The sequence below is a fragment of the Caulobacter sp. genome (assembly GCF_039596335.1).
Lineage (GTDB): Bacteria > Pseudomonadota > Alphaproteobacteria > Caulobacterales > Caulobacteraceae > Caulobacter.
Genome location: NZ_JBCNJZ010000008.1, coordinates 104,905 through 131,043, shown reverse-complemented (window position 1 = coordinate 131,043; position 26,139 = coordinate 104,905). Strand labels below are relative to the sequence as shown.

Annotated in this window: 28 protein-coding genes, 1 pseudogene and 1 riboswitch; of the genes and pseudogenes, 14 read left to right on the top strand and 15 right to left on the bottom strand. The window is 68.3% G+C overall.

Annotation, left to right across the window (positions count from 1 at the left end):
* Window positions 1–2 precede the first annotated feature (2 nt).
* Together ABDW31_RS18175 and ABDW31_RS18170 are read right to left on the bottom strand one after the other, a co-directional pair.
* Window positions 3–935: a glycoside hydrolase family 16 protein gene (locus ABDW31_RS18175; RefSeq protein ID WP_343699419.1), complete on the bottom strand. Its 933-nt coding sequence runs from the start codon at window positions 933–935 to the stop codon at window positions 3–5.
* Window positions 936–958: 23 nt separating this feature from the next.
* Window positions 959–1,546, bottom strand: a complete 588-nt coding sequence (locus tag ABDW31_RS18170) for a hypothetical protein (RefSeq protein ID WP_343699328.1) — start codon at window positions 1,544–1,546, stop codon at window positions 959–961.
* Between the two features lie 130 nt (window positions 1,547–1,676).
* Between ABDW31_RS18170 and ABDW31_RS18165 the strand changes: the two genes are divergently transcribed.
* The gene (locus ABDW31_RS18165) at window positions 1,677–2,312 is read left to right on the top strand and encodes a ribonuclease HII (RefSeq protein WP_184723336.1); all 636 of its coding nucleotides are present in this window, start codon (window positions 1,677–1,679) and stop codon (window positions 2,310–2,312) included.
* 126 nt (window positions 2,313–2,438) lie between these two features.
* A complete protein-coding gene (gene ccrM / locus ABDW31_RS18160) occupies window positions 2,439–3,515 on the top strand; it encodes an adenine-specific DNA-methyltransferase CcrM (protein WP_343699327.1) in 1,077 nt (358 codons plus the stop codon).
* On the opposite strand, the gene mutY is transcribed toward ccrM, so the two are convergent.
* Window positions 3,512–4,561 (bottom strand): A/G-specific adenine glycosylase, encoded by a 1,050-nt coding sequence (gene mutY / locus ABDW31_RS18155; RefSeq protein ID WP_343699326.1) that lies wholly within the window; start codon window positions 4,559–4,561, stop codon window positions 3,512–3,514. The two genes, ccrM and mutY, sit on opposite strands and share 4 nt — an antisense overlap.
* Window positions 4,562–4,610: 49 nt before the next feature.
* On the opposite strand from mutY, the gene ABDW31_RS18150 reads away from it, so the two are divergent.
* From ABDW31_RS18150 to smc, 4 genes are all read left to right on the top strand, one after another.
* On the top strand, window positions 4,611–5,150 hold the full coding sequence (locus ABDW31_RS18150) for a DciA family protein (protein ID WP_184723345.1): 540 nt from the start codon (window positions 4,611–4,613) through the stop codon (window positions 5,148–5,150).
* A 126-nt stretch (window positions 5,151–5,276) separates the two neighbouring features.
* Window positions 5,277–5,894 carry a DsbA family protein gene (locus ABDW31_RS18145; protein WP_343699325.1) on the top strand — a complete coding sequence of 206 codons (618 nt, stop codon included), beginning with the start codon at window positions 5,277–5,279 and terminating at the stop codon, window positions 5,892–5,894.
* Window positions 5,894–6,505: a thioredoxin domain-containing protein gene (locus ABDW31_RS18140; protein ID WP_184723350.1), complete on the top strand. Its 612-nt coding sequence runs from the start codon at window positions 5,894–5,896 to the stop codon at window positions 6,503–6,505. Before ABDW31_RS18145 ends, ABDW31_RS18140 begins: the two co-directional genes overlap by 1 nt.
* 22 nt (window positions 6,506–6,527) lie before the next feature.
* Window positions 6,528–9,968: a chromosome segregation protein SMC gene (gene smc / locus ABDW31_RS18135; protein ID WP_343699324.1), complete on the top strand. Its 3,441-nt coding sequence runs from the start codon at window positions 6,528–6,530 to the stop codon at window positions 9,966–9,968.
* On the opposite strand, the gene ABDW31_RS18130 is transcribed toward smc, so the two are convergent.
* Both ABDW31_RS18130 and ABDW31_RS18125 read right to left on the bottom strand, forming a co-directional pair.
* Window positions 9,969–10,763 (bottom strand): TSUP family transporter, encoded by a 795-nt coding sequence (locus ABDW31_RS18130; RefSeq protein ID WP_343699323.1) that lies wholly within the window; start codon window positions 10,761–10,763, stop codon window positions 9,969–9,971.
* 79 nt (window positions 10,764–10,842) lie between these two features.
* Window positions 10,843–11,235, bottom strand: a complete 393-nt coding sequence (locus tag ABDW31_RS18125) for a DUF6481 family protein (RefSeq protein ID WP_184723359.1) — start codon at window positions 11,233–11,235, stop codon at window positions 10,843–10,845.
* A gap of 348 nt (window positions 11,236–11,583) precedes the next feature.
* Here ABDW31_RS18125 and ABDW31_RS18120 point away from each other — a divergent pair, with 348 nt between their 5' ends.
* The 5 genes from ABDW31_RS18120 to ABDW31_RS18100 all read left to right on the top strand — a co-directional run bounded on the left by ABDW31_RS18120 (window position 11,584) and on the right by ABDW31_RS18100 (window position 14,183).
* A complete protein-coding gene (locus tag ABDW31_RS18120; RefSeq protein ID WP_184723362.1) occupies window positions 11,584–11,949 on the top strand; it encodes an AtpZ/AtpI family protein in 366 nt (121 codons plus the stop codon).
* Between the two features lie 5 nt (window positions 11,950–11,954).
* Window positions 11,955–12,716: a F0F1 ATP synthase subunit A gene (locus ABDW31_RS18115; protein ID WP_184723365.1), complete on the top strand. Its 762-nt coding sequence runs from the start codon at window positions 11,955–11,957 to the stop codon at window positions 12,714–12,716.
* Between the two features lie 49 nt (window positions 12,717–12,765).
* Window positions 12,766–12,990 (top strand): F0F1 ATP synthase subunit C, encoded by a 225-nt coding sequence (locus tag ABDW31_RS18110; protein WP_184723368.1) that lies wholly within the window; start codon window positions 12,766–12,768, stop codon window positions 12,988–12,990.
* Between the two features lie 131 nt (window positions 12,991–13,121).
* Window positions 13,122–13,661 (top strand): hypothetical protein, encoded by a 540-nt coding sequence (locus ABDW31_RS18105; RefSeq protein ID WP_184723371.1) that lies wholly within the window; start codon window positions 13,122–13,124, stop codon window positions 13,659–13,661.
* 12 nt (window positions 13,662–13,673) lie between these two features.
* Window positions 13,674–14,183: a F0F1 ATP synthase subunit B gene (locus ABDW31_RS18100; RefSeq protein WP_184723374.1), complete on the top strand. Its 510-nt coding sequence runs from the start codon at window positions 13,674–13,676 to the stop codon at window positions 14,181–14,183.
* Window positions 14,184–14,349: 166 nt separating this feature from the next.
* Here the strand turns inward: ABDW31_RS18100 and ABDW31_RS18095 are convergent, their stop codons facing one another.
* The 10 genes and pseudogenes from ABDW31_RS18095 to ABDW31_RS18050 form a co-directional block, all read right to left on the bottom strand.
* Window positions 14,350–14,709, bottom strand: coding sequence for a transglutaminase family protein (locus ABDW31_RS18095; RefSeq protein WP_343699418.1), 360 nt, complete (start codon window positions 14,707–14,709; stop codon window positions 14,350–14,352).
* 12 nt (window positions 14,710–14,721) lie between these two features.
* Window positions 14,722–15,132: a hypothetical protein gene (locus tag ABDW31_RS18090; RefSeq protein ID WP_343699322.1), complete on the bottom strand. Its 411-nt coding sequence runs from the start codon at window positions 15,130–15,132 to the stop codon at window positions 14,722–14,724.
* Window positions 15,133–15,216: 84 nt separating this feature from the next.
* Window positions 15,217–15,672: pseudogene (locus ABDW31_RS18085) on the bottom strand (hypothetical protein).
* Window positions 15,669–16,091, bottom strand: a complete 423-nt coding sequence (locus ABDW31_RS18080) for a hypothetical protein (protein WP_184723379.1) — start codon at window positions 16,089–16,091, stop codon at window positions 15,669–15,671. The pseudogene ABDW31_RS18085 and the gene ABDW31_RS18080 overlap by 4 nt, the downstream one beginning before the upstream one ends.
* Window positions 16,092–16,224: 133 nt before the next feature.
* Entirely contained in the window at window positions 16,225–17,802 is a 1,578-nt protein-coding gene (gene gcvPB / locus ABDW31_RS18075; protein ID WP_343699321.1) for an aminomethyl-transferring glycine dehydrogenase subunit GcvPB, read from the bottom strand.
* Entirely contained in the window at window positions 17,799–19,145 is a 1,347-nt protein-coding gene (gene gcvPA, locus ABDW31_RS18070) for an aminomethyl-transferring glycine dehydrogenase subunit GcvPA (RefSeq protein WP_184723386.1), read from the bottom strand. Before gcvPA ends, gcvPB begins: the two co-directional genes overlap by 4 nt.
* 61 nt (window positions 19,146–19,206) lie before the next feature.
* Window positions 19,207–19,572: a glycine cleavage system protein GcvH gene (gcvH, locus tag ABDW31_RS18065; RefSeq protein ID WP_184723389.1), complete on the bottom strand. Its 366-nt coding sequence runs from the start codon at window positions 19,570–19,572 to the stop codon at window positions 19,207–19,209.
* 20 nt (window positions 19,573–19,592) lie between these two features.
* On the bottom strand, window positions 19,593–20,702 hold the full coding sequence (gene gcvT, locus ABDW31_RS18060) for a glycine cleavage system aminomethyltransferase GcvT (protein WP_343699320.1): 1,110 nt from the start codon (window positions 20,700–20,702) through the stop codon (window positions 19,593–19,595).
* Between the two features lie 165 nt (window positions 20,703–20,867).
* Window positions 20,868–20,958, bottom strand: a riboswitch (glycine riboswitch).
* A gap of 108 nt (window positions 20,959–21,066) precedes the next feature.
* Entirely contained in the window at window positions 21,067–22,869 is a 1,803-nt protein-coding gene (locus ABDW31_RS18055; protein WP_343699319.1) for an arginine--tRNA ligase, read from the bottom strand.
* On the bottom strand, window positions 22,866–23,570 hold the full coding sequence (locus tag ABDW31_RS18050; RefSeq protein WP_343699318.1) for a Tat pathway signal sequence domain protein: 705 nt from the start codon (window positions 23,568–23,570) through the stop codon (window positions 22,866–22,868). The genes ABDW31_RS18055 and ABDW31_RS18050 overlap by 4 nt, the downstream gene beginning before the upstream one ends.
* 144 nt (window positions 23,571–23,714) lie before the next feature.
* Between ABDW31_RS18050 and ispH the strand changes: the two genes are divergently transcribed.
* Genes ispH through rnhA form a run of 3 tightly spaced genes read left to right on the top strand, consistent with a single transcriptional unit; the run spans window position 23,715 to window position 26,125 of the window.
* Window positions 23,715–24,686, top strand: a complete 972-nt coding sequence (gene ispH, locus ABDW31_RS18045) for a 4-hydroxy-3-methylbut-2-enyl diphosphate reductase (RefSeq protein ID WP_343699317.1) — start codon at window positions 23,715–23,717, stop codon at window positions 24,684–24,686.
* A 42-nt stretch (window positions 24,687–24,728) separates the two neighbouring features.
* Complete coding sequence (gene thrB, locus ABDW31_RS18040) at window positions 24,729–25,679, top strand: homoserine kinase (RefSeq protein WP_343699316.1); 951 nt, start codon at window positions 24,729–24,731, stop codon at window positions 25,677–25,679.
* Window positions 25,679–26,125 carry a ribonuclease HI gene (rnhA, locus tag ABDW31_RS18035; protein ID WP_184723407.1) on the top strand — a complete coding sequence of 149 codons (447 nt, stop codon included), beginning with the start codon at window positions 25,679–25,681 and terminating at the stop codon, window positions 26,123–26,125. The genes thrB and rnhA overlap by 1 nt, the downstream gene beginning before the upstream one ends.
* The last annotated feature ends 14 nt before the right edge of the window (window positions 26,126–26,139 follow it).

The following is a 26,139-nucleotide window of genomic DNA, read 5'->3' as shown; positions in this document are numbered from 1 at the left end:
TCCTACGGTTTGGGGACGCGCTGGCTGACTCTCACCCAGTCGACCTCCATTGTCGCCGGCAAGGCCGTCTCGTCGATTCCCTTGGCGTTGGCGCCCTCGGGCCAGCGGCCGCCAAAGGCCAGGTTCAGGATCAGGTGGAAGGGCTGGTCGAACGGCGCGGGACCAGCCGCCTGATCCTTGCGCTTCCAGTCGGCGGCCTTGGCCTGGGCGTACTGCACGCCGTCGACGAACCAGGTGATCGCCTCGGCCGACCACTCGACCGCATAGACGTGGAACCCGTCGTCGGACACGGGCATCAGCGTCCCGGTGCTGCGCTGGCTGTGCGATCCGGTCTCGTCGCCGGCGAAGTGGATCGTCCCGAACACCCGGTTCTCACGCCCGCCGTCGCACGCGCCGCATGGCGCGCCCAGGTTCACCGCCTCCAGGATGTCGATCTCGCCCGAGCGCGGCCAGCCGCCATAGGTCGAGAAGTCCGGCATCATCCAGATCGCCGGCCAGACGCCCTGTCCGCCGGGAACCTTGGCGCGGGCCTCGATCCGGCCATAGCGCCAGCTGACCTTGCCCTGGGTCAGAATCTTGCCCGAGGCGTAGTCGCCGGTCTTCATCGGTCCGGTCGGGCCGGCCCAGGGATTGGCCAGGCCCGTGGTCTTGCGCTTGATCGCGGTCAGCTTCAGTACGCCGCCGCCAACCGACACCGTCTCGGCAGTGACGTCGTAGCATTGCCGCTCGTCGTTGCCGCCACCGCCACAGTCAGCCGCATAGGCCCACTTGGTTTCGTCCAGCCGATCGCCATCGAACTCGTCGGACCAGACCAGGGTCCAGTCGCCCGCCGCCGACGACGCGATGGCGTCCTGAGCAAGGGCCAGATCCGCGTGGGCCAGGAACATCAGACCCGTCGCGGCCAACACCGCAGCCCCATGTCGCGCCGTCTTCATCGTCACCAAGAAAACCTCGTCCGTCAGCTCTTGGGCGCACCATAGCCCAGGAACGCCGCCAGCATCGCCTCCATCAATTCGCCTTGGGCCCGGCCGTTGAAGTGGATCAGGGCATGCCGAACGGCGCTCTGGTCGCCCGGCGCCTTCGGGTCCAGCTTCAGCGCATTCAGAAGCTCCAGCGGCGCCTTGGGATACGCGCAGGTCTGGCCGCTCAGAACCTTGTCGGCCATCGGGCCGAACACCTTGGCGGCAAAGACCCGCGTGCACGTCCTGGCGGTCTCCGAACTTGCCGTCCAAGTGCGTTCGAGGGCCGAAGCGTCCAATCCTCGCTCGCTCTGGAGCGACCGGCTCGAGACAGACCGGATCATCGCCGAGGCCGCGGCGCCCTTCAATAACAATGCGGGCGCGCCCTCGGCTCCAACGCATCGCGGCGCGGCCGCCTGCACCGTCGCGTCGTGCTGCGCCAAGGTCGAGGTGGCTGCCCCCATCCCCTTGCCGTAGGCGACGAGGACCTCCTGCTGCTGCGCCGTCGACAGAGCGTCCCATAGACAGTCGCCGACGCGATAAGGCGAAGCGCTCGCGGCCGTGTCACCGGCCAGCGCCACGGCCAAGGCCACCCCCACAAAGACCCCCATCGCGCCCTCCCTGAACTCTACCCTGTGTTGTTGAGATATGGCGCAAACTCAGAGCGCGATGAAGACGCCGTTTGCATCCCCGTCAAATCCGCCTAGACCTCGAGCCATGCGCACCGGGCCCGACATGATGCTGGAACTGGCCTGCGGACAGGGACCTGTCTGCGGGGTGGACGAGGCCGGGCGCGGCCCCTGGGCCGGGCCGGTCAGCGCCGGGGCGGTGATCCTGGATCCCGACCGCATCCCCAAGGGCCTGAACGACTCCAAGAAGCTGACCGCCAAGGCCCGCGCGGCCCTGGAGGAAGAGATCAAGGCCGTCGCCATTTCGTGGTGCGTCGGCATGGCCTCGATCGAGGAGATCGCCGAGCTCAACATCCTGCACGCCGCGGGCCTGGCCATGCATCGCGCCGTCTCGGGCCTGTCGGTGACGCCGGTCTTCGCCCTGGTCGACGGCAACTACGCCTTCAAGCTGCCCTGCACGGTGAAGACCGTGGTCAAGGGCGACTCGTTGTCGTGCTCGATCGCCGCGGCCTCGATCCTGGCCAAGGAAGCCCGCGACCGGATCATGGTCGAGATGGACACGGTCTATCCCGGCTACGGCTTCGCCGGCCACAAGGGCTATCACGCTCCGATCCACGTCGAGGGCCTGCGCAAGCTTGGCCCCTCGCCGATCCATCGCATGGGTTGGGCGCCGGTGAAGGCCGCCCTGGCCGGCGAAATTATCCGTGGCGACCTAGACGCCTGATCGCGCAAGGGTTTTGAGTCCAACCGGACTCAAACGGTAAGGTTAATCGCCCGGTAACCACGTCTCTACACACCGCATTTACCAGAAAGACTCATGATTCCGTTCGCTTTCTAAAGGAACGGGACCATGAAGTTCGGGCCGGAAACCATTATCCTGGGCGACTGCATCGAGCAGATGAATGCCCTGCCGGAGAAGTCGGTCGACCTGATCTTCGCCGACCCGCCCTACAATCTGCAGCTGGGCGGCGACCTGCTGCGTCCCGACAATTCCAAGGTCGACGCGGTCGACGACCATTGGGACCAGTTCGAGAGCTTCGCCGCCTACGACAAGTTCACCCGCGAGTGGCTGAAGGCCGCCCGCCGCGTCCTGAAGGACGACGGCGCGATCTGGGTGATCGGCAGCTATCACAACATCTTCCGCGTCGGCGTGGCCGTGCAGGACCTGGGCTTCTGGATCCTGAACGACATCGTCTGGCGCAAGTCCAACCCGATGCCCAACTTCAAGGGCACCCGCTTCGCAAACGCTCACGAGACCCTGATCTGGGCGTCGAAGAGCCAGAACGCCAAGCGCTACACCTTCAATTACGACGCCCTGAAGATGGCCAATGACGAGGTGCAGATGCGCTCGGACTGGACCATCCCGCTATGCACCGGCGAAGAGCGCATTAAGGGCGCCGACGGCCAGAAGGCCCACCCGACCCAGAAGCCGGAAGCCCTGCTCTATCGGGTGATCCTGTCGACGACGAAGCCGGGCGACGTGATCCTGGATCCGTTCTTCGGCGTCGGCACCACCGGCGCGGCCGCCAAGCGCCTGGGCCGCAAGTTCATCGGCATCGAGCGCGAGGCCGAATATATCGGCCACGCCAAAGAACGCATCGCCAAGGTCGTGCCGATCGCGCCGGAAGACCTGGACATCATGGGCAGCAAGCGCGCCGAGCCGCGCGTGCCGTTCGGCACGATCGTCGAGAGCGGCCTGCTGTCGCCGGGCGACACCCTCTACTGCGCCAAGGGCAACCACGCCGCCAAGGTGCGCCCGGACGGCTCGATCACGGTCGGCGACCTGTCGGGCTCGATCCACAAGATCGGCGCCCTCGTTCAATCCGCTCCGGCCTGTAACGGCTGGACCTACTGGCACTTCAAGACCGACGCGGGCCTGGCCCCCATCGATGTCCTGCGCGCTCAGGTCCGCGCGGGGATGAACTAGATCAGCCGCTCGGCCGCGCGCGCCGCCTTCAGGAAGACGCTGGGCAGCGCGCCCAGCCCTTCCTTGGGCGTCCAGACGAAGTCACCATCGTTCGCCCCCTGGGCTGCGAACACGCGCAGGGTCAGGGAGAAGTGCGTGAAGACGTGCTCGACCGCGCCCAGGTCGCGCCAGGCGGCGGCGACCGGCCCGGCGACGGCGGCTTCCGCATCGGAGAACGGTTCGGCCCGCCACTCGCTGGTCGGCAAGCCCAGCATCCCGCCCAGTAGGCCCTTGGGCGGACGGCGGACCAGGGCGACCTCGTTTCCACGCGTCAGGACATAGGCCACGCCGTGACGGCGCGGCCGGTCGGCCTTCTTGGTCTTCTTTGGATAGGTCTCGGGCGCGCCGCCGGCATAGGCGTCGCACCAGGTCGAGACCGGACAGCGGTCGCACAGTGGCGACTTCGGCTTGCAGACCGTCGCGCCCAAATCCATCAGCGCCTGAGCCCAGTCGCCGGGCCGATCGCCGGTGACCAGCTCGGCGGCCAGGGCTTTCAGCTCGGGCTTGGCGTCGGGCAGCGGCGTCTCGACCGCAAACAATCGCGACATCACCCGCTCGACATTGCCGTCGACGACATTGGCGGCGCGGTCGAAGGCGATCGCGGCGACAGCGGCGGCGGTATAGGCCCCCACGCCCGGCAGGGCCCGCAGGCCGTCCTCGGTATCCGGAAAGACCCCGCCGTGCTCGCCGGCTACCGCCCGGGCGCAGGCCAGCAGGTTGCGGGCCCGGGCGTAGTAGCCCAGCCCCGCCCAGGCGGCCATCAGCTCGCCGTCCTCGACCGCGGCAAGGTCGGACACCGTCGGCCAGCGCTCGGTGAAGCCCAGGAAATAGGGCGTGGCGTGCGGCACGGTGGTCTGCTGCAGCATCACCTCCGACAGCCAGACGCGGTAGGGATCGCTACGCACGCCGGCGCGGCGATCGCCGGGCGAGGTCCGCCAGGCCAAGGTGCGCGCCTGGGCGTCGTACCAGGCCAAGAGAGCAGAACGGAGGGCGTCGCGGTCTTTCATCGTCTCCTTGCCTACCCCGAAGGCCGGGCGTCGTGCTAGCTTTCTGGTCATGCGCCGCCCCTTGCCCACGCCGGAAGAAGCCCTTGCGATCCTGAGCAAGAAGCGCACTCGGCCGCAGTTCCGTTCGCCGCCGCCGGCCGGCAAGAACCTGGCGCCGCTGCTGAAGTCGCTGGAAGAGAAGTACGGCAAGGGTCCGGCCGCCCTGCAGGCCCGCTGGCGCGAGATCGTCGGCGACACCCTGGCCCGCCGTACCGAGCCGGTCCGCATCATCAAGGGCCGCAACGGCGACGGCGGGGCGCTGGAGCTGCGCGTCGACGGCCCTGTGGCCTCGCTGATCCAGCACCAGGCGCCGCAGATCACCGCCCGCCTGGACATGCTGCTGGGCAAGGGCGTGGTCACGCGTCTGCGCATCGTCCAGGGCCCGGTGAAGGCTCCCGCTGCGCCCGTGGCTCAGCGTCCACGCCGCAAGCCGCCCCTGGACGCGGCCTTGGAAAAGCAGCTCTCCGACAGCCTGTCCGAACAGCCCGACGGCGATCTGAAGCAGGCCCTGCTGAAGCTGGGCCGAGGCGTGCTGGCTTCGGAGCGCTGAACGCCCGCTCACGCCATTGACAACCGCTTCGCCGTGAAGCTCATGCGCTGTCACGGTTTAGGCCCTTTTCGCGCGATAACGAGAATCGGGCTTAACTTTCCAATCGACCGTCGAGGGCCAAATTCCATGCGTTCGCTGATCAGCCGAGTCACTGTCGTCGCCGCGCTCGCCGCCGGGCTTGCCGCCTGCGGCCCCAAGGGCGAGACCGTCACCGCCGAGGACATGACCCAGGGCAACGCCAGCGCCAAGGTCACCGTGGTCGAGTACGCCTCGGCCTCGTGCAGCCACTGCGCCGAGTGGAACGAGGACGTCTATCCGGCCTTCAAGGCCAAATATATCGACACCGGCAAGATCAACTACGTCTACCGCGAGATCCTGACCCCGCCGCAGGAAGTGGCCGCCGCCGCGTTCCTGATGGCGCGCTGCGCCGGCAAGGACAAATATTTCCAGGTCGTGGACTCGGTCTATCGCGCCCAGGGCGAGATGTTCCAGACCGGCCAGTTCCGTGAAGGCCTGCTGCGCGTGGCCCAGTCGGCCGGCATGAGTGAAGAGCAGTTCAACGCCTGCGTCACCGACGAAAAGGGCCTGAAGGCCCTGAACGCGCGCGTCGAGAAATACAGCAAGGAAGCCAAGATCCAGGGCACCCCCACCTTCGTCGTCAACGGCAAGAAGGTCGGCGGAGACGAGGGCGGCGCTCGCAGCCTGGCCGAGCTGGACAAGGCCATCGAGGAAGCTTCGAAGTAATGACCCTGGACCGGCGCGCGCTGATCGTTTCCGGGCTGGCCGTCGCGACGGCCAGTCCTGCCATGGCGCGCGCTGGCCAGATGCCGCCGGTTCCCGGCGAGATGTTGCTGGGCTCGCCCAAGGCGTCGGTGCAGTTGGTGGTCTACGCCTCAGCCAGCTGCCCGCACTGCGCCCACTGGTGGACGACGGTGCTGCCCCAGGTGCGCAAGAGCTTCATCGACACCGGCAAGGTGCGGTTCGTGTTCCGCGAATTCCTCACCCCGCCGAACGAGTTCGCTGCCGCCGGCTTCATCCTGGCGCGCCGCGTCCCGGGCAAGTACTTCGAGGTGCTGACCACGGTGTTCGAGCGCCAGGCGTCGATCTACGAGAGCGGCAAGCTGTTCGAGGGCCTGCTGGCCATCGCCAAGCAGTACGGCCTGACGGACGCCCAGTTCTCGGCGGCGCTGAACGATCCGGCGGCCCTGAAGGCCGTCAACGAACGCGCCGCCCGCGCGGTCGAGGTCGAGCACGTCCAGAGCACCCCGACCTTCTTCGTCAACGGCGTCCAGCACGTCGGCGACACCGACTTCGCCACGTTGTCCAAAGCCTTCGCCGCCAAGGCGAAGGGCTAGGGACCCCAGACGGGACCGCCTCGTGCAGTTCCAGCGCCTGCGCCTTTCGGGCTTCAAGTCCTTCGTCGAGCCGACCGAGTTCCGGATCGAGCCCGGCCTGACGGGCATCGTTGGGCCGAACGGCTGCGGCAAGTCCAACCTGCTGGAAGCCCTGCGCTGGGTGATGGGCGCCAACTCGGCCAAGGCCATGCGCGCGGGCGGCATGGACGACGTGATCTTCGCCGGCAGCGGCGCGCGACCGCCGCGCAACCACGCCGATGTCGCCCTGACCATCGACAACGCCGACCGCACGGCCCCCGCCCAGTTCAACGATGACCCGATCCTCGAGGTCGTGCGCCGCATCGACCGGGGGGCCGGCTCGACCTACCGCATCAACGGCCGCGAGGTTCGGGCCCGCGACGTCCAGCTGTTGTTCGCTGACGCCTCGACCGGGGCCAACTCGCCGGCCCTGGTCCGCCAGGGCCAGATCAGCGAGCTGATCGGCGCCAAGCCGCAGAACCGCCGCCGCATCCTGGAAGAGGCCGCCGGGGTCTCGGGCCTGCATACCCGCCGCCACGAGGCCGAGCTGCGGCTGCGGGCCGCCGAAGGCAATCTCTCGCGCCTGGACGACGTGGCGCGCGAGCTTGAGACAGCCCTGAACCGCCTCAAGCGCGAGGCCCGCCAGGCCGAGAAGTACAAGCGCCTGTCGGCCGAGATCCGCGCCGTGCAGGGGGCGGTGCTGTACAGCCGCTGGACCGAGGCTCGGGATGCGCTGGAGCGCACCCAGCGTGAGGCCACAGAAGCCGCCCGGGCCGTCGAGGAGACCGCCCGCGCCAGCGCCGCCGCCCAGGTCGCCATTACCGACGCCGAGGCCGCCATGCCGCCCCTGCGGGAGGAAGCGACCATCGCCCAGGCGATCCTGGGGCAGCTGGCGATCCAGAAGGACCGCGCCGAGCGCGAGGCCGAGGCCGCCGCCGCCGAATTCGAACGCCTGTCCAACGATCTGGCCCGCATCGACGCCGACCGCGGCCGCGAGGAGCAGGCCACGGCCGACGCCGCCGCCGCCCTGGCCCGGATCAACGCCGAGCTGACTGAGGTCCGCGCCCTGGTCGCCGCCGCGCCCGAGCGGGGTCCGGAACTGGCCGCTGCCGCCAAGGCCGCCGAGGAGGCCCGCGCCGCCGCCGAAACCCAGGTCGAGCAGTTGGCCGCCCGCGTCGCCGCCGAGGAGGCCCAAGGCCGCGCCGCCGCCGCCCGCCTGTCCGAGGCCGACGCCCGCGCCAACCGCACCAACCGCGCCCTGGACCAGGCCAAGGCCGAGCGGGCCGCCGTCGGTCCCGAGATCGACCCGGCCGCCGCCGACGCTCGCCAGCGCTTCGCCAATGCCGAGACCGCCCTGGCCGCCGCCCGCGCGGCGCTGGAAGAGGCCGAGAACGAGCGCGTGAAAGCCGCCGAGCAGGAGGCCCAGGCCCGCCAGCTGGCGCGCAATGTCGAGGACCAGCTGGGCCGCCTGCGCACCGAGGCGCGCGGCCTGGCTCAGCTGACCGCCCCGCGCAGCAAGAGCGGCCACGCCCCGGCCCTGGACAGCGTCGCGCCCGACAAGGGCTATGGCGCCGCCCTGGCCGCCGCCCTGGGCGACGACCTGGACGCCGCCCTCGACGCCAAGGCGCCTTCCTACTGGGGCGGCGCAGAAGCGCCCACGCCGAGCTGGCCGGAGGGCGCCGAGCCGCTGGCCCCGCTGGTGAAGGCGCCGCCGGCCCTGGCTGCCCGTCTCTCGCACGTAGCCGTCGTGGCCCGCACCGACGGCGATCGCCTGCAGAAGGACCTCAAGGTCGGCATGCGGCTGGTGTCGCGCGAAGGCGACCTGTGGCGCTGGGACGGCTTCGTGGCCCGCGCCGACGCGCCCAAGCCAGCCGCCATCCGCCTGGAGCAGCGCACCCGCCTGGCCGAGGTCGAGGCCGAGATCGACGTGCTGGCGCCGCGCGCCGACGCCACCAACGCCGCTCTGAAGACCGCCGCCGACCGCATGCGCGCCGTCGAGGAGCTGCTGCGCGACAAGCGCCGCGGCCCGCCCGACGCCGAGCGCCTGCTGAACGGGGCCCGCGAGCAGGTGGCCAAGTTCGAGCGCGAGCAGGCGATGCGGGCGGCCCGCGCCCAGTCGTTGGACGACACCATCGCCCGTTTCGAGGCCGAGAAGGTCGAAACCGACGAAGGCCTGGCCCAGGCCCGCCAGGCCCACGCCGCCGCCCAGACCTCGGGCGACCTGCAGCCGCAGCTGGCGCAAGCCCGCCAGGCCTCGGCCCAGGCCCGCGAGGCGGCCAGCGCCGCCCGCACCGCGCTCGATGTCGAGACCCGCGAGAGGGCCGGCCGCCAGCGTCGCCTGGAGAGCCTGGAGCGCGACCACGCCGACTGGTCCAAGCGGGCCGAGAGCGCCGCCAAGCGCACCGAGGCCCTGGACGCCGACCGGGTGAAGGCCGCCGCGCTCCTGGAAGCCGCGCGCGAAGCGCCGGTGGTGCTGAAGGAAAAGCTGGTCGCCCTGCTGGACGAGTTCACCGCCGCCGATACGCGCCGGACCAAATCCAGCGACGCCCTGGAAGCGGCCGAAACCACCCGCCTCAACAACGACCGCGCCGCCCGAGCCGCCGAACAGGCCGCCGGCGAGGCCCGGGAAAAGCGCGCGGCCCTGGTCGCCCATCTGGACGGCGCCCGCCAGCGCTTCGCCGAAGTGGCCTCGGCCATCCGCGAGCAGGCCCGCATGGAGCCCGAAGAGCTGGGCCGCCACGTCGCCGGCGAGGCCGTGGCTGTCCCGAAGGACGCCGCAGGTGTGGAAGCTCACCTTTTCGCGCTTGAAAGAGAGCGCGACTCCATCGGCCCGGTGAACCTGCGCGCCGAGGAAGAGGCCCAGGAATATGCCGGGCGCCTCGAGATCATGAGGACCGAGCGGGCCGACCTGTCGGGCGCGGTGACCAAGCTGCGGGCCGGCATCGAGGAGCTGAACGCCGAAGGGCGCGAGCGCCTGCTGGCCGCCTTCGACGTAATTAACGCAAACTTCCAGACGCTCTTCCAGGCGCTGTTCGGGGGTGGCCAGGCCGAGCTGAAGCTGATCGAAAGCGACGACCCGCTGGAGGCCGGCCTGGAGATCTTCGCCTGCCCACCCGGCAAGCGCATGGCCAGCATGAGCCTGATGAGCGGCGGCGAGCAGGCCCTGACGGCCAGCGCCCTGATCTTCGGCGTCTTCCTGGCCAATCCGGCCCCGATCTGCGTGCTGGACGAAGTCGACGCCCCGCTCGATGACGCCAATGTCGACCGCTACTGCAACATGCTGGACGAGATGCGCCGGCGCACCCAGACGCGCTTCATCGCCATCACGCACAATCCGGTGACCATGAGCCGGATGGACCGTCTCTTCGGGGTGACCATGGCCGAGCGCGGCGTCAGCCAGCTGGTCAGCGTCGACCTGTCGACCGCCGAGAAGCTAGTCGCCTAGCTAGACGCCGACCAAGAGGCCCTGGACGGCCTGGCGGATGGGGTTGGTCGGGTCGGCCAGCAGCTTGATGGCCATGGCGCACGAGATCGTCACCAGCAGCGGCCGGATCAGCTTGGGCCCGAAGCGCACGGCCAGGCGCGAGCCGATCTGGGCGCCCAGGAAGGCCCCGACCGCCATGACAAGGCCGATCGGCCAGACGACCGCGCCCTTGAGGATGAACAGCGAGAGGCCGCCCAGATTGCTGGCGGCGTTGGCCAGCTTGGTGTGGGCCGTGGCCTTCAGCACGCCGTAGCCCAGCAGGGTGACGATCGCGATCATGTAGAAAGCGCCTGCCCCGGGGCCGAAGATGCCGTCGTAGAAGCCGACCAGCGGCGCGACGAAACAGGCGAACGGGATCAGCGCCATGCGCGGCGCGACGTCCTCGCTCTTGAGGGCGCGCGAGAAGCCGAAATTGAGGGCGATGGCGATCAGCATCAGCGGCACCACGGCCCGCAGCAGCTGTGGCGACAGCAGGCTGGCGCACAGCGCGCCGCACAGGCCGGCAATCCCGGCTCCGAGGGCGACCGGCCAGGCGGTCTTCCAGTCGATCATGCCGCGACGGGCGAAGGCGGTCGTCGCCGACAGCGCGCCGAATGTGCTCTGAAGCTTGCTGGTGCCCAGGGCCTGAACGGGCGACAGCCCCGCCAGCAGCAGGGCGGGCAGGGTCACCAGGCCGCCGCCGCCAGCGATGGCGTCGAGCGCGCCAGCCAGGGTGGCGACCACGAACAGGGTGGCGATGACGTCCAGGGAAACCATGAGCGCCTCATGGTCCCGTTTCGCGCATCACGCAAAGAAAAAGGGGCCCCGAAGGACCCCTTGTCTGATCGTCAGGAGATCAGCTGCTCCAGAGGCTGGCCCACTGGTGGGCGCGGTCAGCCTTGCTGTTGCTGGTCTTGCCCAGGGCGCGCAGCTCTTCGCGGGCCTGCGCCTTGACTTCCTTGCGCTCACGCTGCTCGGCGGCTTCGGCGACCTTGCGTTCTTTACGCTCGGCGCGCTTGACGGCCATGATCGCTTCTTGGCGCGCGACAGCTTCGAGGCGTGCCGCTTCCTTGGCTTCGGCGCGAGCGGCGCGGACAGCTTCGAGTTCGGCAGCGCGTTGCTCTTCGCGCTTGTCGAAATCGGGGTCCTGGACGGTCGGCTTGGCCTTGAACTTGGCCAGCATAGCCTTCTTGGCTTCCTGCTGAGCGGAGATACGATCGGCGAAACCGGTGTTTTTCAGGTGCGACATGAATCTTCGTATTGTTTGGAGGCGGCGGCTCTAAAGCCCAGATTGACGAAAAAATCAATGCGTCATCGGGCCCGGCGCTCCGTGCCTAGGGGGAGCGACGTCGGGAGAACGCGCGATATGTAGGAAGCCGTTCCCACTGTCGGTAGGGGCTGGCGCGCCAAAGATCGGGGACGGTTTTGCCCCTTCCCGAACGGAAAGACGATTTCCTCAAGGATTACCGGGGCTTGCGACTCGGCTAGGTCGTCTTGACGCACTGCAACGAGGTCTATAGGTTCCGCGCCGATCAAGCCGGCCGGAAAAGCGCCTTTTTTTGGCGTGTCCGCGGCGTTTTCGGACCTGCCGCTTCCCATGCCCAAGGCCGACGAGACGAACGACAAGGCTTTCGACAGCCTGGACGCTCGGCTCGCCGCTTTCGAGGCGAAGAAAGCGGCGGAAAAACCCGCCAAGGCGGCGTCCGAAAAGGCCAGCCAGGACGGCTACCGCCTTCTGGCGGATCTGATCGGGGGCGTATTGGTGGGTCTCGGCTTCGGCTGGCTCCTCGACCATTACGTCCACACGAGCCCCTGGGGCATGGTCGGCGGTCTGCTGATCGGTCTGGGGCTCGCGATTTTCTCCATCGTCCGCAAGGCGATGAAACTGAGCGCGCAGGCGTCGGCGAAAGCTGACGAACACATGGGAGACGGGCCAACCGTCCCCAAGCAGAAGAGAGACTAGGGCCAATGGCCGATCCGATGCACCAGTTCCAGATCAGCAAGATCGTGGAACTGCCGACCGTGACCGTTCCCGGCCTGGGCGCCATCGACCTGTCGATCACCAATTCGGTCGCTGCGATGATGTCGGCCGCCCTGCTGGTCATCGGCTTCTACAGCCTGTCGGCCCGCAAGGCTGTGATCCCGGGCCGCCTGCAGTCGGTGGGCGAGCTGCTCTACGGACTGGTCGACGGTCTCGCGGAGTCGATCATCGGTCACGAAGGCAAGAAGTTCCTGCCGTTCGTCTTCACCCTGTTCGCGTTCGTGCTGTTCATGAACCTGCAGGGCATGTTCCTGGTCTTCACGTCGACCTCGCAGCTGGCCGTCACCCTGACGCTGGGCCTGCTGGTCATCCTGACCGTGGTCGCCGTCGGCTTCGCCAAGAACGGCCTCAAGTTCTTCAAGCTGTTCGCCCCGTCGGGCGTCCCCGGCTGGATCCTGCCGCTGGTGGTCCTGATCGAGATCGTCTCGTTCCTGGTCCGCCCGCTGACCCTGGCGCTGCGTCTGTTCGGCAACATGGTCGGCGGCCACGTCGTGCTTAAGATCTTCGCCGGCTTCGTGATCGCCCTGGGCGGTCTCGGCATCCTGGGCTGGGCCGGTGCGGCCCTGGCCCTGACCTCCGTCGTCGCCCTGACGGCCCTCGAGTTCATGGTGGCCTTCCTTCAGGCCTTCGTGTTCGCGGTGCTCACCTGCGTCTATCTCAACGACGTCGTGCACCTCGACAGCCACTGATCAACCACTAGTCTTTCAACCTACATACCCTTCCTAAGGAGTCTCTATCATGGACGCTGCTGCTGCTAAGTACATCGGCGCTGGCCTGGCCATGCTCGGCATGATCGGCGCGGGCGTTGGCCTGGGCGTGATGTTCGGCAACTACTTCCAAGGCGCCCTGCGCAACCCGACCGCCGCCGCTCAAGAGCGCCCGATGCTGTTCCTGGGCATGGCTCTGACGGAAGCCCTGGGCATCTTCGCCCTGGTCGTCGCCTTCCTGATCCTGTTCTCGTAATCCGATCCTTGAAGCGCGGCGGTCTCGTCCGGAGACCGCCGCGCTTCATGCTTTTTATTTTCCTAGCGTCGTGTGGGCCGGGTCGATCTTTCACCCGCATGCGGCGCTCTAGCTGAGAGGCGCCTTCGCCCATGGCGACGGAACATCACGGCACGACCGAGACGACGGAAGTCGCTCAGGGGCACGAAAGCAGCGGCGGTCTTCCGCAGCTGCAATTCGAGCACTGGGGCGGTCAAATCGTCTGGCTGCTGATCATCTTCGCCGTTCTCTACGCGGTGCTGTCGAAGGGCCTTCTGCCCCGCGTCAGCGGCGCCATCGACGAGCGCGGCGCCAAGATCGCCGGCGACATCGCTGACGCCCGTCGCATGAAGGACGAAGCCGAGGCCCAGGCCCGCGCGGCCGCCGCCGAGGTGGCCGAGGCTCGCGCCAAGGCCCAGAAGACCGCTGCCGACGCCAAGGCCAAGGCCGCAGCCGAGACCGCCGAGCGTCAGGCCAAGGAAGAGGCCGTGCTGGCTGAGAAGCTGGCTGCGGCCGAAGCTTCGATCCAGACCGCCCGCGACCAGGCCCTGAGCCAGGTCCGCGTGGTGGCAGAGGACACGGCCGGTGCGATCGTCGAGAAGCTGACGGGCAAGGCGGCTTCGGCCGCCGAGCTGAAGTCGGCTCTGGCCTAAGGAGCGCTGAAGATGGAACACGAATCCCTGTTCAGCGTCTCGAACCCCGAGTTCTGGGTTCTGGTCGCCCTGGTGGTCTTCTTCGGCCTGCTGGTCGTCCTGAAGGTCCTGCCGGGCGCTCTGTTCGGCGCCCTTGACGGCTACGCCGCCAAGATCAAGGCCGAGCTCGACGAAGCCCAGAAGCTGCGTGAAGAGGCCCAAGCTCTGCTCGCGGACGTCAAGGCCCAGCGCGAGGACGCCGAGCGCCAAGCCGCGGGCATGCTGGAAGCCGCCAAGGCCGACGCCAAGCGTCTGGCCGAGGAAGCCAAGGAAAAGCTCGAGGAGCAGATCAAGCGCCGCGCCGAGATGGCCGAACGCAAGATCGCCCAGGCCGAGGCTCAAGCCGCCGCCGACGTGAAGGCCGCCGCAGTCGACATGGCCGCCCAAGCTGCCGAAGCCGTCCTGGCCGCCCGCCTCGCCGGCGCCAAGAGCGACCCGCTGATCGACACCGCGATCGGCCAGATGGGCGCCAAGCTGCAATAGCAGCCAGGTCCATCGGACAAAGACAGAAGGGCGCGGATCGCAAGGTCCGCGCCCTTTTCTTTGGACGATGTCCGTGCAGACCGACTGGCTTCGCGCCCGTATCGAAGAAACGCTGAACGCCTACTCGACGGCAAAGGACGACGTTCAATCAATCTTCGCGGGACCCTTACGGCTCGATAGCCTGGATAGAGAAGCTCTGCTCGATCAGGCAGGCCCGACCGAAGATGGTCATGAAGGCGATGTCGGCCGCGTCTCGTCCCGTCGCCACTCGAACCAGGCCGTCGATGGGCGCCAGGCCCGTGGCGTCGATCAGCCGCCAGCGGCCGCCCAGATAGACCTCGGCGATGGCATGCAGGTCCGGTGGTTCGAGTCGCCAGGCATAGGCGCTGACGGCCCGCGCAGGGATGTTGGCGGCCCGGCACAGGCCGATGACCAGGTGGGTGAAGTCTCGACAGACGCCAGCCCGGTCCACAAGGGTGTCGACCGCCGTGCTGGCCCCGTCGCTGACCCCGGCCCGATAGTCCAGGTGGGTGGCGATTCAATCCAGGATCGCCTGGACCTTGGGTCCGCCCTCCAGGCCCTCGAACTCCCGCTCCACGAAGCGCTCCAGCCGGTCTGAGGGGCTGTAGCGGCTGGCCCGCAGGAACGGCAGCACCTCGCTGGGCAGGTCGCGGATTAACATGGCCGGCGCATCGGCCAGGTCGTGGGCGCGCGGCATGACCTCGATCTCGGCGCGGTAGAGGGCATTTACGCGGCTCGAGGCGGTGAACACCGTCCGCCGCTCGAAAGTGATGGGATCGTCGACCCGCACTGCGTCGACATTGGGCCAGAAGGTCAGGGCTTCGGCATGCGCGACTTGGTCCGGTCCGTGCGCTGCCTCGACAAGGAGCAGAACCTCGCACGGACCTGCAAAGTCGTAGGTCAGCGAGGCTTCGACCGCAAAACGCATGGATTGTCCTGAGATGCCGACGGACCCAAGCGGCCCTGACCGTCCCTCAATCCCCAAGACGACAAAGAATTCAGAGCGAGAGGTTCAGGCCGGCGCCCTATTGTGCTGGGCGATCTTGCGAGCGACGTAGCGCTTGGCCTTCTTGCGCGTGCGCTTCAGCAGCCGCCAGCGTGCCTTGCGCAAAACCAGCTTCTCGGTGCGCAGCATCTGCTGCCAGACGACCAGCAGCACCTCAGGCTCGCGGCGCATCAGGCGGCGGATCGGGAAGACCAGCTTGGGATGCCGACGCTGCCAGCGGATGAAGGTCTAGCGGGCCTGGAACGAGTAGCGCAGCACCACCATCAGGCCCAGCACCAGCAGCGGCAGGCCCACATGCCCCGGCAACGGCGTCAGGATCGCGCCGGCCAGGATCACCAGGGCGCCGAAGCCGATGGCGACCCAGCGGAACGCCCGAGCCGCGAACTCGCGCAGCAGCAAGGCCAGCCGCGCGCGGCGCCGGACCCGATGCTTGATTTCGATCGCTGAAACCGTGGCGGTCACCGCCCGGCCGACTTCATGGCGCGGCGGCGCTTGCCCGCCTTGCGCCAGCGCACGGCCATCCGCCACTTGCGCGGCACGATCAGGCGCTCGACCCGCAGCGCCTGCTGCCAGGCCACCAGCACCACCTCGGGCTCGCGACGCAGCAGGCGACGCAGCGGGAAGATCAGCTTGGGGTGGGCGTGCTGGAAGCGGACGAACTGCTTGCGCGCCTTGAACGAGTTACGCAGCACCAGCATCAGCCCAGCCACGGTCAGCGGCAGGCCCATCGGTCCTGGTAGCGGGGCGATCAGCGCGCCGCCCAAGATCAGGAGCAGACCCACCGTGACGAGCAGGATACGGAGCCCACGCGCAATGAGCTCTCTAGCGAGGTCATCGGTCGTGCGGCGTGTGCGCGGCATGGCGAGGGCGATGGCAATCATGGGAGGGGCGAAACGAAGCTCGCGTTCGCCTGCTGCCTGGATCAACCAAGCAGCCCCGATGCGCATCCCCGATATGTGGAGCGGCGAGGACGCCGTAAAGGCGCCCTCGCCATGATCAGGGGTATGGACTTTACTATTCAGCCGCCAGTGGCGCCGCAGCCACAGGTTTCCACTTCAACCGGGGCTTGCGGGCCGCCTGGGTCTCGTCCAGGCGCTTGAGCGGCGCATGGAACGGCGCGCCCTTGAAGCGCTCGACCTCGCCGGCCTTGGCTGCGCCGGCCAGGAGACGCAATGCTTCGATGAAGCGATCCAGCTCCTGCTTGCTCTCGGTCTCGGTCGGCTCGATCAGCATCGCGCCGTGGACGACCAGCGGGAAGTACATGGTCATCGGATGGAAGCCCTCGTCGATCATCGCCTTGGCGAAGTCGAGCGTGGTCACCCCGGTGCCTTCCAGCCAGCTGTCGTCGAACAGGGCTTCGTGCATGCACGGCCCTTCCGGGAAAGCCGGGCTCATCACGTCGCTGAGCTTGGCCTTGATGTAGTTGGCGTTGAGGACGGCGTCCTCGGCCACCTGACGCAGGCCGTCGGCCCCGTGGCTCAGCATGTAGGCATAAGCGCGGACATACATGCCCATCTGCCCGTGGAAGGCGCTCATGCGGCCGAAGGCGGTCTTGGCGCCTTCCTCGCCGGCGTGCTCGACCATCTCGAAACCGTCGTCGCCATGGACCAGCCAGGGCGTGGGCGCGAAGGCGGCCAGCGCTTCCGACAGCACTACCGGACCTGCGCCCGGACCGCCGCCGCCGTGGGGCGTCGAGAAGGTCTTGTGCAGGTTGATGTGCATGGCGTCGACGCCCAGGTCGCCCGGGCGAACCCGGCCGACGATGGCGTTGAAGTTAGCGCCGTCGCAGTAGAAGTATGCGCCCGCCGCATGGGTCAGGCGTGCGATCTCGACGACGTCGCGCTCGAACAGGCCGCAGGTGTTGGGGTTGGTGACCATGATGGCGGCCACGTGGTCGCCCAGCTTGGACTCAAGGTCCGCCAAGTCGACGCGGCCGTCCTCGGTCTGGGCGATCTCGACGACGGTGTAGCCGACGAAGGCCGCCGTGGCCGGGTTGGTGCCGTGGGCGCTGGTCGGGGCCAGCACGGTCTTGCGGTGGCCGTTGCCGGCCGCCTCGTGGGCGGCGCGGATGGCCAGCAGACCGCACAGCTCGCCGTGGGCGCCGGCCTTGGGCGACAGGGCGACGGCGGGCATGCCGGTCAGGGTCTTCAGCCAGTGGGCCAGGCGGTCCATCAGCTCCAGAGCGCCCTGAACCGTCGACTGCGGCTGCAGCGGATGGATGTCCGAGAAGCCCGGCAGGCGCGCCATCTTCTCGTTCAGGCGCGGATTGTGCTTCATCGTGCACGAGCCCAGCGGATACAGCGCCAGGTCGATGGCGTGGTTCTTTTGGCTGAGGCGCACGTAGTGGCGGACAGCTTCCGGCTCCGACAAGCCCGGCAGGCCGATCGGCGCGGCGCGCAGCAGGCCGGCCAAGTCGCTCGAAGGCGCGGCGGCTTCCGGCAGGTCGACGCCGGTCTTGTTCCAGCCGTCCAGTTCGAAGATCAGGGCTTCGTTCTGGAGCAGACCGCGGTTGCCGGTCAGGGTTTCATGACCGCCGGCGTCGTTCGCGGCAGCTTCCGGGCGCGTGGGGCGGCCGACGTTGTTCATGCTCATTGGCCCACCACCTTGGTCAGCAGCTTGGCGAAGAAATTGATGTCGATGTCGAGCGTGGTTTCGGTGGCCGCGACCAGCAGCACGTCGTCCAAGCCCGCGCCGTCGTCCAGGCGCGAGAACGGCACGCCGGCGATGACGCCGTGGCCGGCCAAGGTCTCGACGACCTCGGCGGCCTTGCCCGGCACGCGGATGGCGAACTCGTTGAAGAAGCGCGGGGTCAGAACCTCGACGCCAGGAACCGCCTTCAGGGCGTCGCGCAGGGCCACGGCCTTCTGGTGGTTCAGGGCCGCCAGCTGGCGCAGACCGGTCTCACCCAGCAGGCTCATGTGGATCGAGAAGGCCAGGGCGCACAGGCCGCTGTTGGTGCAGATGTTCGACGTGGCCTTGTCGCGGCGGATGTGCTGTTCGCGGGTCGACAGGGTCAGGACGAAACCGCGCTTGCCGTCGGCGTCGACCGTCTCGCCACACAGGCGGCCCGGCATCTGGCGGACGAACTTTTCCTTGCAGGCGAAGAGGCCGACATAGGGACCGCCGAAGTTCAGGCCGTTGCCGATCGACTGGCCCTCGGCCACGGCGATGTCCGCGCCCATTTCGCCGGGCGACTTCAGCAGGCCGTACGAGACGGCCTCGGTCGTCACGACGATCAGCAGCGCGCCGGCGGCGTGGGCGGCCTCAGCGATCTTGGTCACGTCGGTGACCGTGCCGAACACGTTCGGGGTCTGGACGACGACGCAGGCCGTGTCGGCGTCGATGGCGGCGATCACCGCGTCCTCGGCGTCGACGGCCGGGGCCATCGCCTGGGTCGACACGCCGGCCGCGTGGGCCAGGGTGTTGATGGTCTCGATGTAGTGCGGGTGGACGCCGCCCGACATCACCGCCTTGTTCCGACGGGTGACGCGCTGGGCCATCATCACGGCCTCGGCCGCGCCGGTCGAGCCGTCATAGAGCGAGGCGTTGGCCACTTCCATGCCGGTCAGGGCCGCGACCTGGGTCTGGAACTCGAACAGGACCTGCAGGGTGCCCTGGGCGATTTCCGGCTGGTAGGGCGTGTAGCTGGTCAGGAACTCCGACCGCTGGATGATGTGGTCGACCGTGGCCGGCACGTGGTGGCGATAGGCGCCGGCGCCGCAGAAGAACGGTCCCTCCCCCGCCGAACGGTTGCGACGGGCCAGGCCCGCCATCTCGCGCTCGACTTCGATTTCGCCGGCGTGCAGCGGCAGGTCGACGGTTCCGTCGCGGCGGGCCGAGGCCGGCACGTCGACGAACAGGTCGTCGATCGACTTCACGCCGATCGCGCCGAGCATCTCGACGCGGTCTTCGGGGGTCAGGGGGAGGTAACGCATGGTCTGCTTTCGCGAAGGTCCCGGCTCGGCGCGCTTCGCGCTGGGCCGGGATGACAGGATTTTACAGCGTGGCGAGGAACGCTTCGTACGCGTCGCGGTCCATCAGGGCGTCGACCTCGGCCGGGTTCGACAGCTTGATCTTGGCGAACCAGCCGCCGCTTTCCGGCAGGGCGTTGACGGTTTCCGGGGCGTCGCCGAGCTCGGCATTGCCTTCGACGACCTCGCCCGACACCGGCGCGTAGACGTCCGAGGCCGCCTTGACGCTCTCGACCACGGCCAGGCCGTCGCCTTGCTTCACGGTCTTGCCGGCTTCCGGAACCTCGACGAACACCACGTCGCCCAGCTGTTCGGCGGCGTAGGCGCTGATGCCGACGGTGGCCACGTCACCTTCGACGATGACCCACTCGTGATCCTTGGTGAAACGCATCTTGCTGGCCCTTGGTTTGATTAGAGTTTGCGGACGTAACGGCTCGGGACGAACGGGCTGGCCACCACTTCGGCGGCCGCCGGCTTGCCTCGAACGATAACTTTCAGTTTCGTCCCGACTGCGGCGAAGGCCGGCGGGGCGAAGCCGATGGCGATCGGGAAGCCGAGCGAGGGCGCGAAGCCGCCGCTGGTGATCTTGCCGATCACGTTGCCGGCGTCATCGGCGATCTCGGCGCCTTCACGGGCCGGCGCGCCTTCCAGCACCTTCAGGTTCACGCGGATGCGCGACAGCTCGCCGGCCAGTTCCTTGCCGATACGATCTGCGCCCAGATAGTCGCCAGCCTCGCGGCGCGACTTGCCGACGGCGAAGTTCAGACCGGCCTCGATCGGCGAGACGCCTTCGTCCAGGTCATGGCCGTACAGCGGCAGGCCGGCTTCCAGGCGCAGGCTATCGCGGGCGCCCAGGCCGATCGGCTTGACGCGTTCGTCAGCCAGCAGGGTGTTCCAGATGCGCTCGGCGGCGTCGGCCGGGACCGAGATCTCGTAGCCGTCCTCGCCGGTGTAGCCCGAGCGCGAGACGATGGCGTCGACACCGAAGGCGGTCAGGGCGCGGGCGTCCATGAACACCATCTCGGCGGCTTCCGGCACGTGGGCAGCCAGGACGGCGGCGGCCTGCGGACCTTGCAGCGCCAGCAGCGCGCGGTCTTCCAGGCGGGTCACCGTGGCCTCGCCGGCCAGTTCGCGGGCGATAATCTCGTAGTCGTTGTCCTTGCAGGCGCCGTTGACCACGACGAACAGGCCGTCGTCGTCGGGACGCGCGGCCATCAGGTCGTCGATGATGCCGCCGTCGGCGTTCAACAGCACGCCATAGCGCTGCTTGCCGGCCTTCAGGCCCTGGTAGTCGGCCGAGACCACCTTCTCGAAGCTCTTGGCGGGGTTGTCGCCGCGCAGGCGGGCCTGACCCATGTGCGACACGTCGAACAGGCCGGCATGCTCACGGGTCCAGAGGTGCTCCTTCAGCACCCCGTCCTTGTACTGCACGGGCATGGAATAGCCTGCGAACGGCACCATGCGGGCGCCGGCCGCCACGTGGGCGTCGTACAGCGGGGTCTTCTTGAGGTGTTCGGACACTGGACGGGCTCCAAGCGGGGTCGGCGACGGGACCGGCGTTCGCCGGCAAGTCGCCCCCGCTGTCCCTTTGGCCTGAGAGATTCCGGCCTCGCCCCTCTGCCGGACGGGTTTGGCCTTGCTCCTTCGGCGAGCCGCCCTCTCGGGAGGCTGCTTTCCAGCGTTTCTAAAACCCGCGCGGTCCGTTTGCCTGAGCGTTTCCGGGGCGGTTGCGCCTTCGGCCTCGGGATCGAATCCCGATGTCTCCCGCGGGGGTCGTCGGCTCAATGCGGGAGGGGCGGGTCCGAGTCAAGCTGGGCCTGCCCAGCGATCCCCGTTTCCCGGAGAAAGCAGCGCCCCTCTCCCATCCGGGAAAGGGGCGCGCCGATTACATCCGCTCCGGCGCCTCGATGCCGAGCAGGTCCAGGGTCAGCTCCAGCTGACGCAGGGTGGTCTCGGCTAGCGACAGGCGCGAGGCCCGCAGCTCTTCGGTGTCGGCGCCCATGATCGGGCAGGCGGCGTAGAACTTCGAGAACGACTGGGCCAGCTTGTAGGCGTGCTCGGCCACGAAGTTGGGAGCCTTCTTGTCGTAGGCCTCCTGCAGGGCGCCCTCGAAGGCGTCCAGCAGCATGGCCAGGTCCCGTTCGGCCGGCTCGTGGATGGCGATGCGGCCGGCGACGGCGCCCGCTTCCGACGCGCGACGCAGCACGCTCTTGATGCGCACCGACTGGTACAGCAGGTACGGGCCGGTCTTGCCCTCGAAGCTGGTGAAGCGGTCGAGGTCGAAGACGTACGAGGTGCCGCGGAAGTTCTGCAGGTCGGCGAACTTCAGGGCGGCCACGCCCACCTTGTGGGCCGTCTCCTCGAAGGCCTCTTCGGACAGCTCGGCGCCGAGGCCGGCTTCGCGCAGGCGCTCCCGGGCCTTTTCGCGGGCCATCTCGATCAGGTCGTGCAGCTTCAGGACGCCGCCGGCGCGGGTCTTGAAGGGCTTGCCGTCCGTGCCGTTCATCGTGCCGAAGCCGATGTGCTCCAGCCCGCCCTCTTGGGCGTAGCCGGCCAGGTAGGCGGCGCGGAACACGGTCTCGAAGTGCAGGGCCTGACGCTGGTCCACGCAGTAGAGGATCAGGTGCGGGTCGAACGACTTGCGGCGGTCCAGGATCGTGGCCAGGTCGGTCGTGCCGTACATGGCCGAGCCTTCCGACGACACCACTAGCAGCGGCGGCACGTCCTGCTTGTCGTTCTCGCGCGAGACGCGGACGATGCGGGCGCCCTGGTCATCGACCAGCAGGCCCTTGTCCTCCAGCTGGCGGACCATCGGCTCGATCAGGTCGTTGACGTCGCTCTCGCCCTTCCACAGGTCGAAGTCGACGCCCAGGGCGTGGAACTCGCGCTCCAGGGCCACGCGGCTGACCTTGACGAAGTGGCTCCACAGCAGCCTGTAGCCAAAGCGGCCGTTCTGCAGCTCGGCGGTGGCCTTGCGGGCGCGCTCCTTGAACGCCGGATCTTCCTTCTGGCGCACCGAGGCGGCCGGATAGATGCGGTCGAGGTCAGCCAGGGTGATGCGGCTCTCGAACTCGGCCATCACCTTGGCCTCGTCGGCGGCGCTGAAGCCGCGCGGCGCTTCCGGCAGCTTGTCCATCAGGGCGCGGATAAAGGCGTCCTCGTCGATGATCGCCGAGATGAGCAGGCCCATCTGGAAGCCCCAGTCGCCGAAGTGGGCGTCGCCCACCACGTCGTCGCCGCGGAAGCGGTACAGGCGCTTGATCGACTCGCCGATGATCGAGGCGCGCAGGTGGCCCACGTGCATCGGCTTGGCGACGTTGGGGCCGGCATAGTCGATCAGCACCCGGCGCGGATCTTCCAGCAGCTGGGCGCCGGCGCGGTCGTCGGCGGCGATCTCGCGGGCGCGGGCCGACAGGGCCTCGTCGCTGACGCGCATGTTGATGAAGCCGACGCCGGCGATCTCGACCGAGGCCAGGCGCGGGTCACCCTTGAGGATGTCGACCACCTGGACGGCGATCTCGCGCGGATTGCGCTTGGCGCTCTTGGCCGCCGCGAGGGCGCCGTTGCACTGGAAATCAGCCAGGTCGGGACGGTCGGACGCGGTGACGCGACCGAATTCGGGCGGCAGTCCGGCGGCCTGGAAAGCGGCCGCGGCCGCCTCGCTCAGGGACCGCTTCAAATCGTTCATGGGTTAGGCGTCGTCCCTGCTTGGGTCTTGGCTTGCTGCGCCGGGGCGGCCTGGCCGGCATTGACGCGGAAGCGCTTGCCGTCACGGTTGAAGGCCGCCATTTCCGGCGTCACGTCGAAGCCGATCAGCACTTCGAAATTGCCGCCGCTGACCTTCTCGTCGGCGCGCGGGATGATGATCGACTCGATCGTTTCACGGGTATAGGCGCGGTCCTGGCCCGACGCGAAGCTGACCGGCAGGTCGAAATATTCCTTGGCGATCACGGCCTGGTTCCGCTCGGTGACGGCCACCCAGTAACGGTAGGTGTGCTTGTCGCCCTGGGCTTGCGGGCCACGGCCCAGCTGGAATAGCGCCTCGATGCGGATGCGGATCGGCTCGTCGCCCTTGTAGGCGCAACCCGACGACAGGCTCTGGATCTCACCGGTGAAGCCGGCTTGAGCCGCCGATTCCTTGCCGTCCTTGAATTCGATGTAGCGGCTGGCGTCGTACAGCACCTTCACGAAGGGGCACGGGCCGGCGTTGCGCAGCTGCATCAGCGGCGCCTTGGGCTGGTTCCACTCGGCGTCGCGCTTCTTGCGCTTGGCGGCCGATTCATCGTCGCCACCGCCGCCCGGACCTTGCTGGGCGTGAGCGATCGAGGCCGTCGCGGCGAGCGAGGCGACCATCAGGGCTCTGAGGGCGAGCGAGACTTTGCGGCGCATGAAACGTCTGGTCCGGAAGAAAAAGGAGCCAAGCGGGACCTTAGGGCCCCACCGGCGTCATGCAGCCTGATAAAGGCATATGCGTGACGTCGCAACGACGCAGACTCCTGGCGCCGGGCCGCTCAAGCGACTAGTTTCCGCGCCATGAACGCCCATACGCCCGCCCCTATGCCGGTTCGCCGTCCGATCTCGCTCGTGCTGGCCAGCCCGCGCGGCTTCTGCGCCGGCGTCGATCGCGCCATCCAGATCGTCGAACGCGCCGTCGAGAAGTTCGGCGCGCCGGTCTATGTGCGCCACGAGATCGTCCATAACCGACACGTGGTCGACCGCCTGAAGGCGATGGGCGCGGTGTTCATCGAGGAACTGTCCGAAGCCCCCGACGACCGCCCCGTCGTGTTCTCGGCCCACGGCGTGCCCAAGTCGGTGCCGGCCGAAGCCAAGGCCCGCGAGATGATCTTCCTCGACGCCACCTGCCCGCTGGTCTCCAAGGTTCACGTCGAGGCCCAGAAGCATTTCGACGCCGGCCGTGAGATCGTGCTGATCGGCCACGCCGGCCACCCCGAGGTGATCGGCACCATGGGCCAGCTGCCCGAAGGCTCGGTCACCCTGATCGAGGACATCAACGACGCCGCCGCCTGGACCCCGAAGGACGCGTCCAACGTCGCCTTCCTGACCCAGACCACCCTGTCGGTCGACGACACGGCGGATATGGTGGCTTTGCTGCGCGAGCGCTTCCCGGGCATCGCCGCCCCGCACAAGGAAGACATTTGCTACGCCACCACCAACCGCCAGGACGCGGTCAAGCATCTGGCCGAGCAGTCGGAGTTGGTGCTGGTGGTCGGCTCGCGCAATTCGTCGAACTCGGTCCGCCTCAAGGAAGTGGGCCTCAAGGCCGGCGCCCGCGCCGCCCACCTGATCGACGACGCCAAGGACATCGACTGGGTCTGGTTCGACGGCATCGACCGCGTGGGCCTGACCGCCGGCGCCTCGGCCCCGGAAGACCTGGTGCAGGGCGTCATCGACGCCATCTCGGCCCGCTTCGACACCCGCGTCGAGGAACTGGTCGAAGCCCGCGAAACCATCACGTTCAAGCTGCCGCGCCTGCTCACCGCATAAGGGCGGCTTGACCGGACGGCTCGCGTCGCGCATCCCCGCGCCATGGCCGTCTATACCGACATCACCGACGAAGAACTCGCCGCCTTCCTGCAAGGCTACGACCTGGGCGCCCCGCTGGCGTTCAAGGGCATCGCCGAGGGCGTAGAGAACTCCAACTTCCTGCTGGAAACGGAGAAGGGCCGCTACATCCTGACCGTCTACGAGCGGCGGGTGAAGGCCGAGGAGCTGCCCTACTTCCTCAACATGCTGACCTGGTTGGCTCACAAGGGCTACCCCAGCGCCCGGCCGGTCCCGGACCGCAGCGGCGCGACCCTGTCGACCCTGCGCGGCAAGGCGGCGGCGATCGTCGAGTTCCTGCCCGGCCTGTCGGTGCGCAAGCCCACCCCCGCCCACTGCCGCGAGGCCGGCGAGGGCCTGGCCTGGCTGCATCTGGCCGGCGAAGGCTATCCGGGCCGCCGCGCCAACGACCTGGGCCAGACCGCCTGGGCCCCGCTGTTCTCCAAGCACCGCAAGGCGGCCGAGGACCTGAAGCCCGGCCTGGCGACGACGATCGACCAAGACCTGGCGCAGCTCTCCTTGATGTGGCCCCGCAACCTGCCGTCCGGCCCGATCCACGCCGACTACTTCCCGGACAATGTCTTCTTCCAGTCGAACGGCAAGTTCGCGGCGGCGATCGACTTCTACTTCGCCTGCGACGACGCCTACGCTTACGACGTGGCCGTGACCCTGAACGCCTGGTGCTTCGAGGCCGACGGCAGCTTCAACATCACCGCCGCCAAGGCGCTGCTGAACGGCTATGAGCGCCGCCGGCCGCTGAGCCCGGCCGAGAAGGAAGCCCTGCCGATCCTGGCGCGCGGCGCGGCCATGCGCTTCTTCCTGACCCGCCTGGCCGACTGGGGCGCGACGCCCGCCGGCGCCCTGGTCAAGCCCAAGGACCCGCTGGAGTACGAGCGCAAGCTGGCCGTCCACCGCGAGGGCCTGGTGCTGTTCTGATGACGCCCAAGGTCACGATCTATACCGACGGCGCCTGCAAGGGTAACCCCGGCCCGGGCGGCTGGGGCGCCATTCTGTTCTATGGCGACAAGAAGAAGGAAATCACCGGCGGCGAGCCGGCGACAACCAACAACCGCATGGAGCTGATGGCCGCCATCCAGGCGCTGGAGCTCCTGAACCGCCCCTGCAAGGTCGAGCTGCACACCGACAGCCAGTACGTCATGAAGGGGATCCAGGAATGGATCCGCGGCTGGAAGGCGCGCGGCTGGAAGACGGCCGACAAGAGTCCCGTCAAGAACGACGACCTGTGGAAGCGCCTGGACGCCGCCCGCGAGCGCCACGACGTCGACTGGCGCTGGGTCAAGGGTCACGCCGGCCACCCCCTGAACGAGCGCGCCGACGCCCTGGCCAACGAAGGCCTGCGCAAGGCCAATCCGCGCTACTGAACCCAGCTGTGGAC

Excerpts from the sequence above, each read along its gene's own strand:
- ABDW31_RS18175 (WP_343699419.1), bottom strand. The coding sequence starts at position 935 with ATGAAGACGGCGCGACATGGGGCTGCGGTGTTGGCCGCGACGGGTCTG.
- ABDW31_RS18165 (WP_184723336.1), top strand. The coding sequence starts at position 1,677 with ATGCGCACCGGGCCCGACATGATGCTGGAACTGGCCTGCGGACAGGGA.
- ccrM (WP_343699327.1), top strand. The coding sequence starts at position 2,439 with ATGAAGTTCGGGCCGGAAACCATTATCCTGGGCGACTGCATCGAGCAG.
- mutY (WP_343699326.1), bottom strand. The coding sequence starts at position 4,561 with ATGAAAGACCGCGACGCCCTCCGTTCTGCTCTCTTGGCCTGGTACGAC.
- ABDW31_RS18150 (WP_184723345.1), top strand. The coding sequence starts at position 4,611 with ATGCGCCGCCCCTTGCCCACGCCGGAAGAAGCCCTTGCGATCCTGAGC.
- ABDW31_RS18145 (WP_343699325.1), top strand. The coding sequence starts at position 5,277 with ATGCGTTCGCTGATCAGCCGAGTCACTGTCGTCGCCGCGCTCGCCGCC.
- ABDW31_RS18140 (WP_184723350.1), top strand. The coding sequence starts at position 5,894 with ATGACCCTGGACCGGCGCGCGCTGATCGTTTCCGGGCTGGCCGTCGCG.
- ABDW31_RS18130 (WP_343699323.1), bottom strand. The coding sequence starts at position 10,763 with ATGGTTTCCCTGGACGTCATCGCCACCCTGTTCGTGGTCGCCACCCTG.
- ABDW31_RS18125 (WP_184723359.1), bottom strand. The coding sequence starts at position 11,235 with ATGTCGCACCTGAAAAACACCGGTTTCGCCGATCGTATCTCCGCTCAG.
- ABDW31_RS18120 (WP_184723362.1), top strand. The coding sequence starts at position 11,584 with ATGCCCAAGGCCGACGAGACGAACGACAAGGCTTTCGACAGCCTGGAC.
- ABDW31_RS18115 (WP_184723365.1), top strand. The coding sequence starts at position 11,955 with ATGGCCGATCCGATGCACCAGTTCCAGATCAGCAAGATCGTGGAACTG.
- ABDW31_RS18110 (WP_184723368.1), top strand. The coding sequence starts at position 12,766 with ATGGACGCTGCTGCTGCTAAGTACATCGGCGCTGGCCTGGCCATGCTC.
- ABDW31_RS18105 (WP_184723371.1), top strand. The coding sequence starts at position 13,122 with ATGGCGACGGAACATCACGGCACGACCGAGACGACGGAAGTCGCTCAG.
- ABDW31_RS18100 (WP_184723374.1), top strand. The coding sequence starts at position 13,674 with ATGGAACACGAATCCCTGTTCAGCGTCTCGAACCCCGAGTTCTGGGTT.
- ABDW31_RS18090 (WP_343699322.1), bottom strand. The coding sequence starts at position 15,132 with ATGCGTTTTGCGGTCGAAGCCTCGCTGACCTACGACTTTGCAGGTCCG.
- ABDW31_RS18080 (WP_184723379.1), bottom strand. The coding sequence starts at position 16,091 with ATGATTGCCATCGCCCTCGCCATGCCGCGCACACGCCGCACGACCGAT.
- gcvPB (WP_343699321.1), bottom strand. The coding sequence starts at position 17,802 with ATGAGCATGAACAACGTCGGCCGCCCCACGCGCCCGGAAGCTGCCGCG.
- gcvPA (WP_184723386.1), bottom strand. The coding sequence starts at position 19,145 with ATGCGTTACCTCCCCCTGACCCCCGAAGACCGCGTCGAGATGCTCGGC.
- gcvH (WP_184723389.1), bottom strand. The coding sequence starts at position 19,572 with ATGCGTTTCACCAAGGATCACGAGTGGGTCATCGTCGAAGGTGACGTG.
- ABDW31_RS18055 (WP_343699319.1), bottom strand. The coding sequence starts at position 22,869 with ATGAACGATTTGAAGCGGTCCCTGAGCGAGGCGGCCGCGGCCGCTTTC.
- ABDW31_RS18050 (WP_343699318.1), bottom strand. The coding sequence starts at position 23,570 with ATGCGCCGCAAAGTCTCGCTCGCCCTCAGAGCCCTGATGGTCGCCTCG.
- ispH (WP_343699317.1), top strand. The coding sequence starts at position 23,715 with ATGAACGCCCATACGCCCGCCCCTATGCCGGTTCGCCGTCCGATCTCG.
- thrB (WP_343699316.1), top strand. The coding sequence starts at position 24,729 with ATGGCCGTCTATACCGACATCACCGACGAAGAACTCGCCGCCTTCCTG.
- rnhA (WP_184723407.1), top strand. The coding sequence starts at position 25,679 with ATGACGCCCAAGGTCACGATCTATACCGACGGCGCCTGCAAGGGTAAC.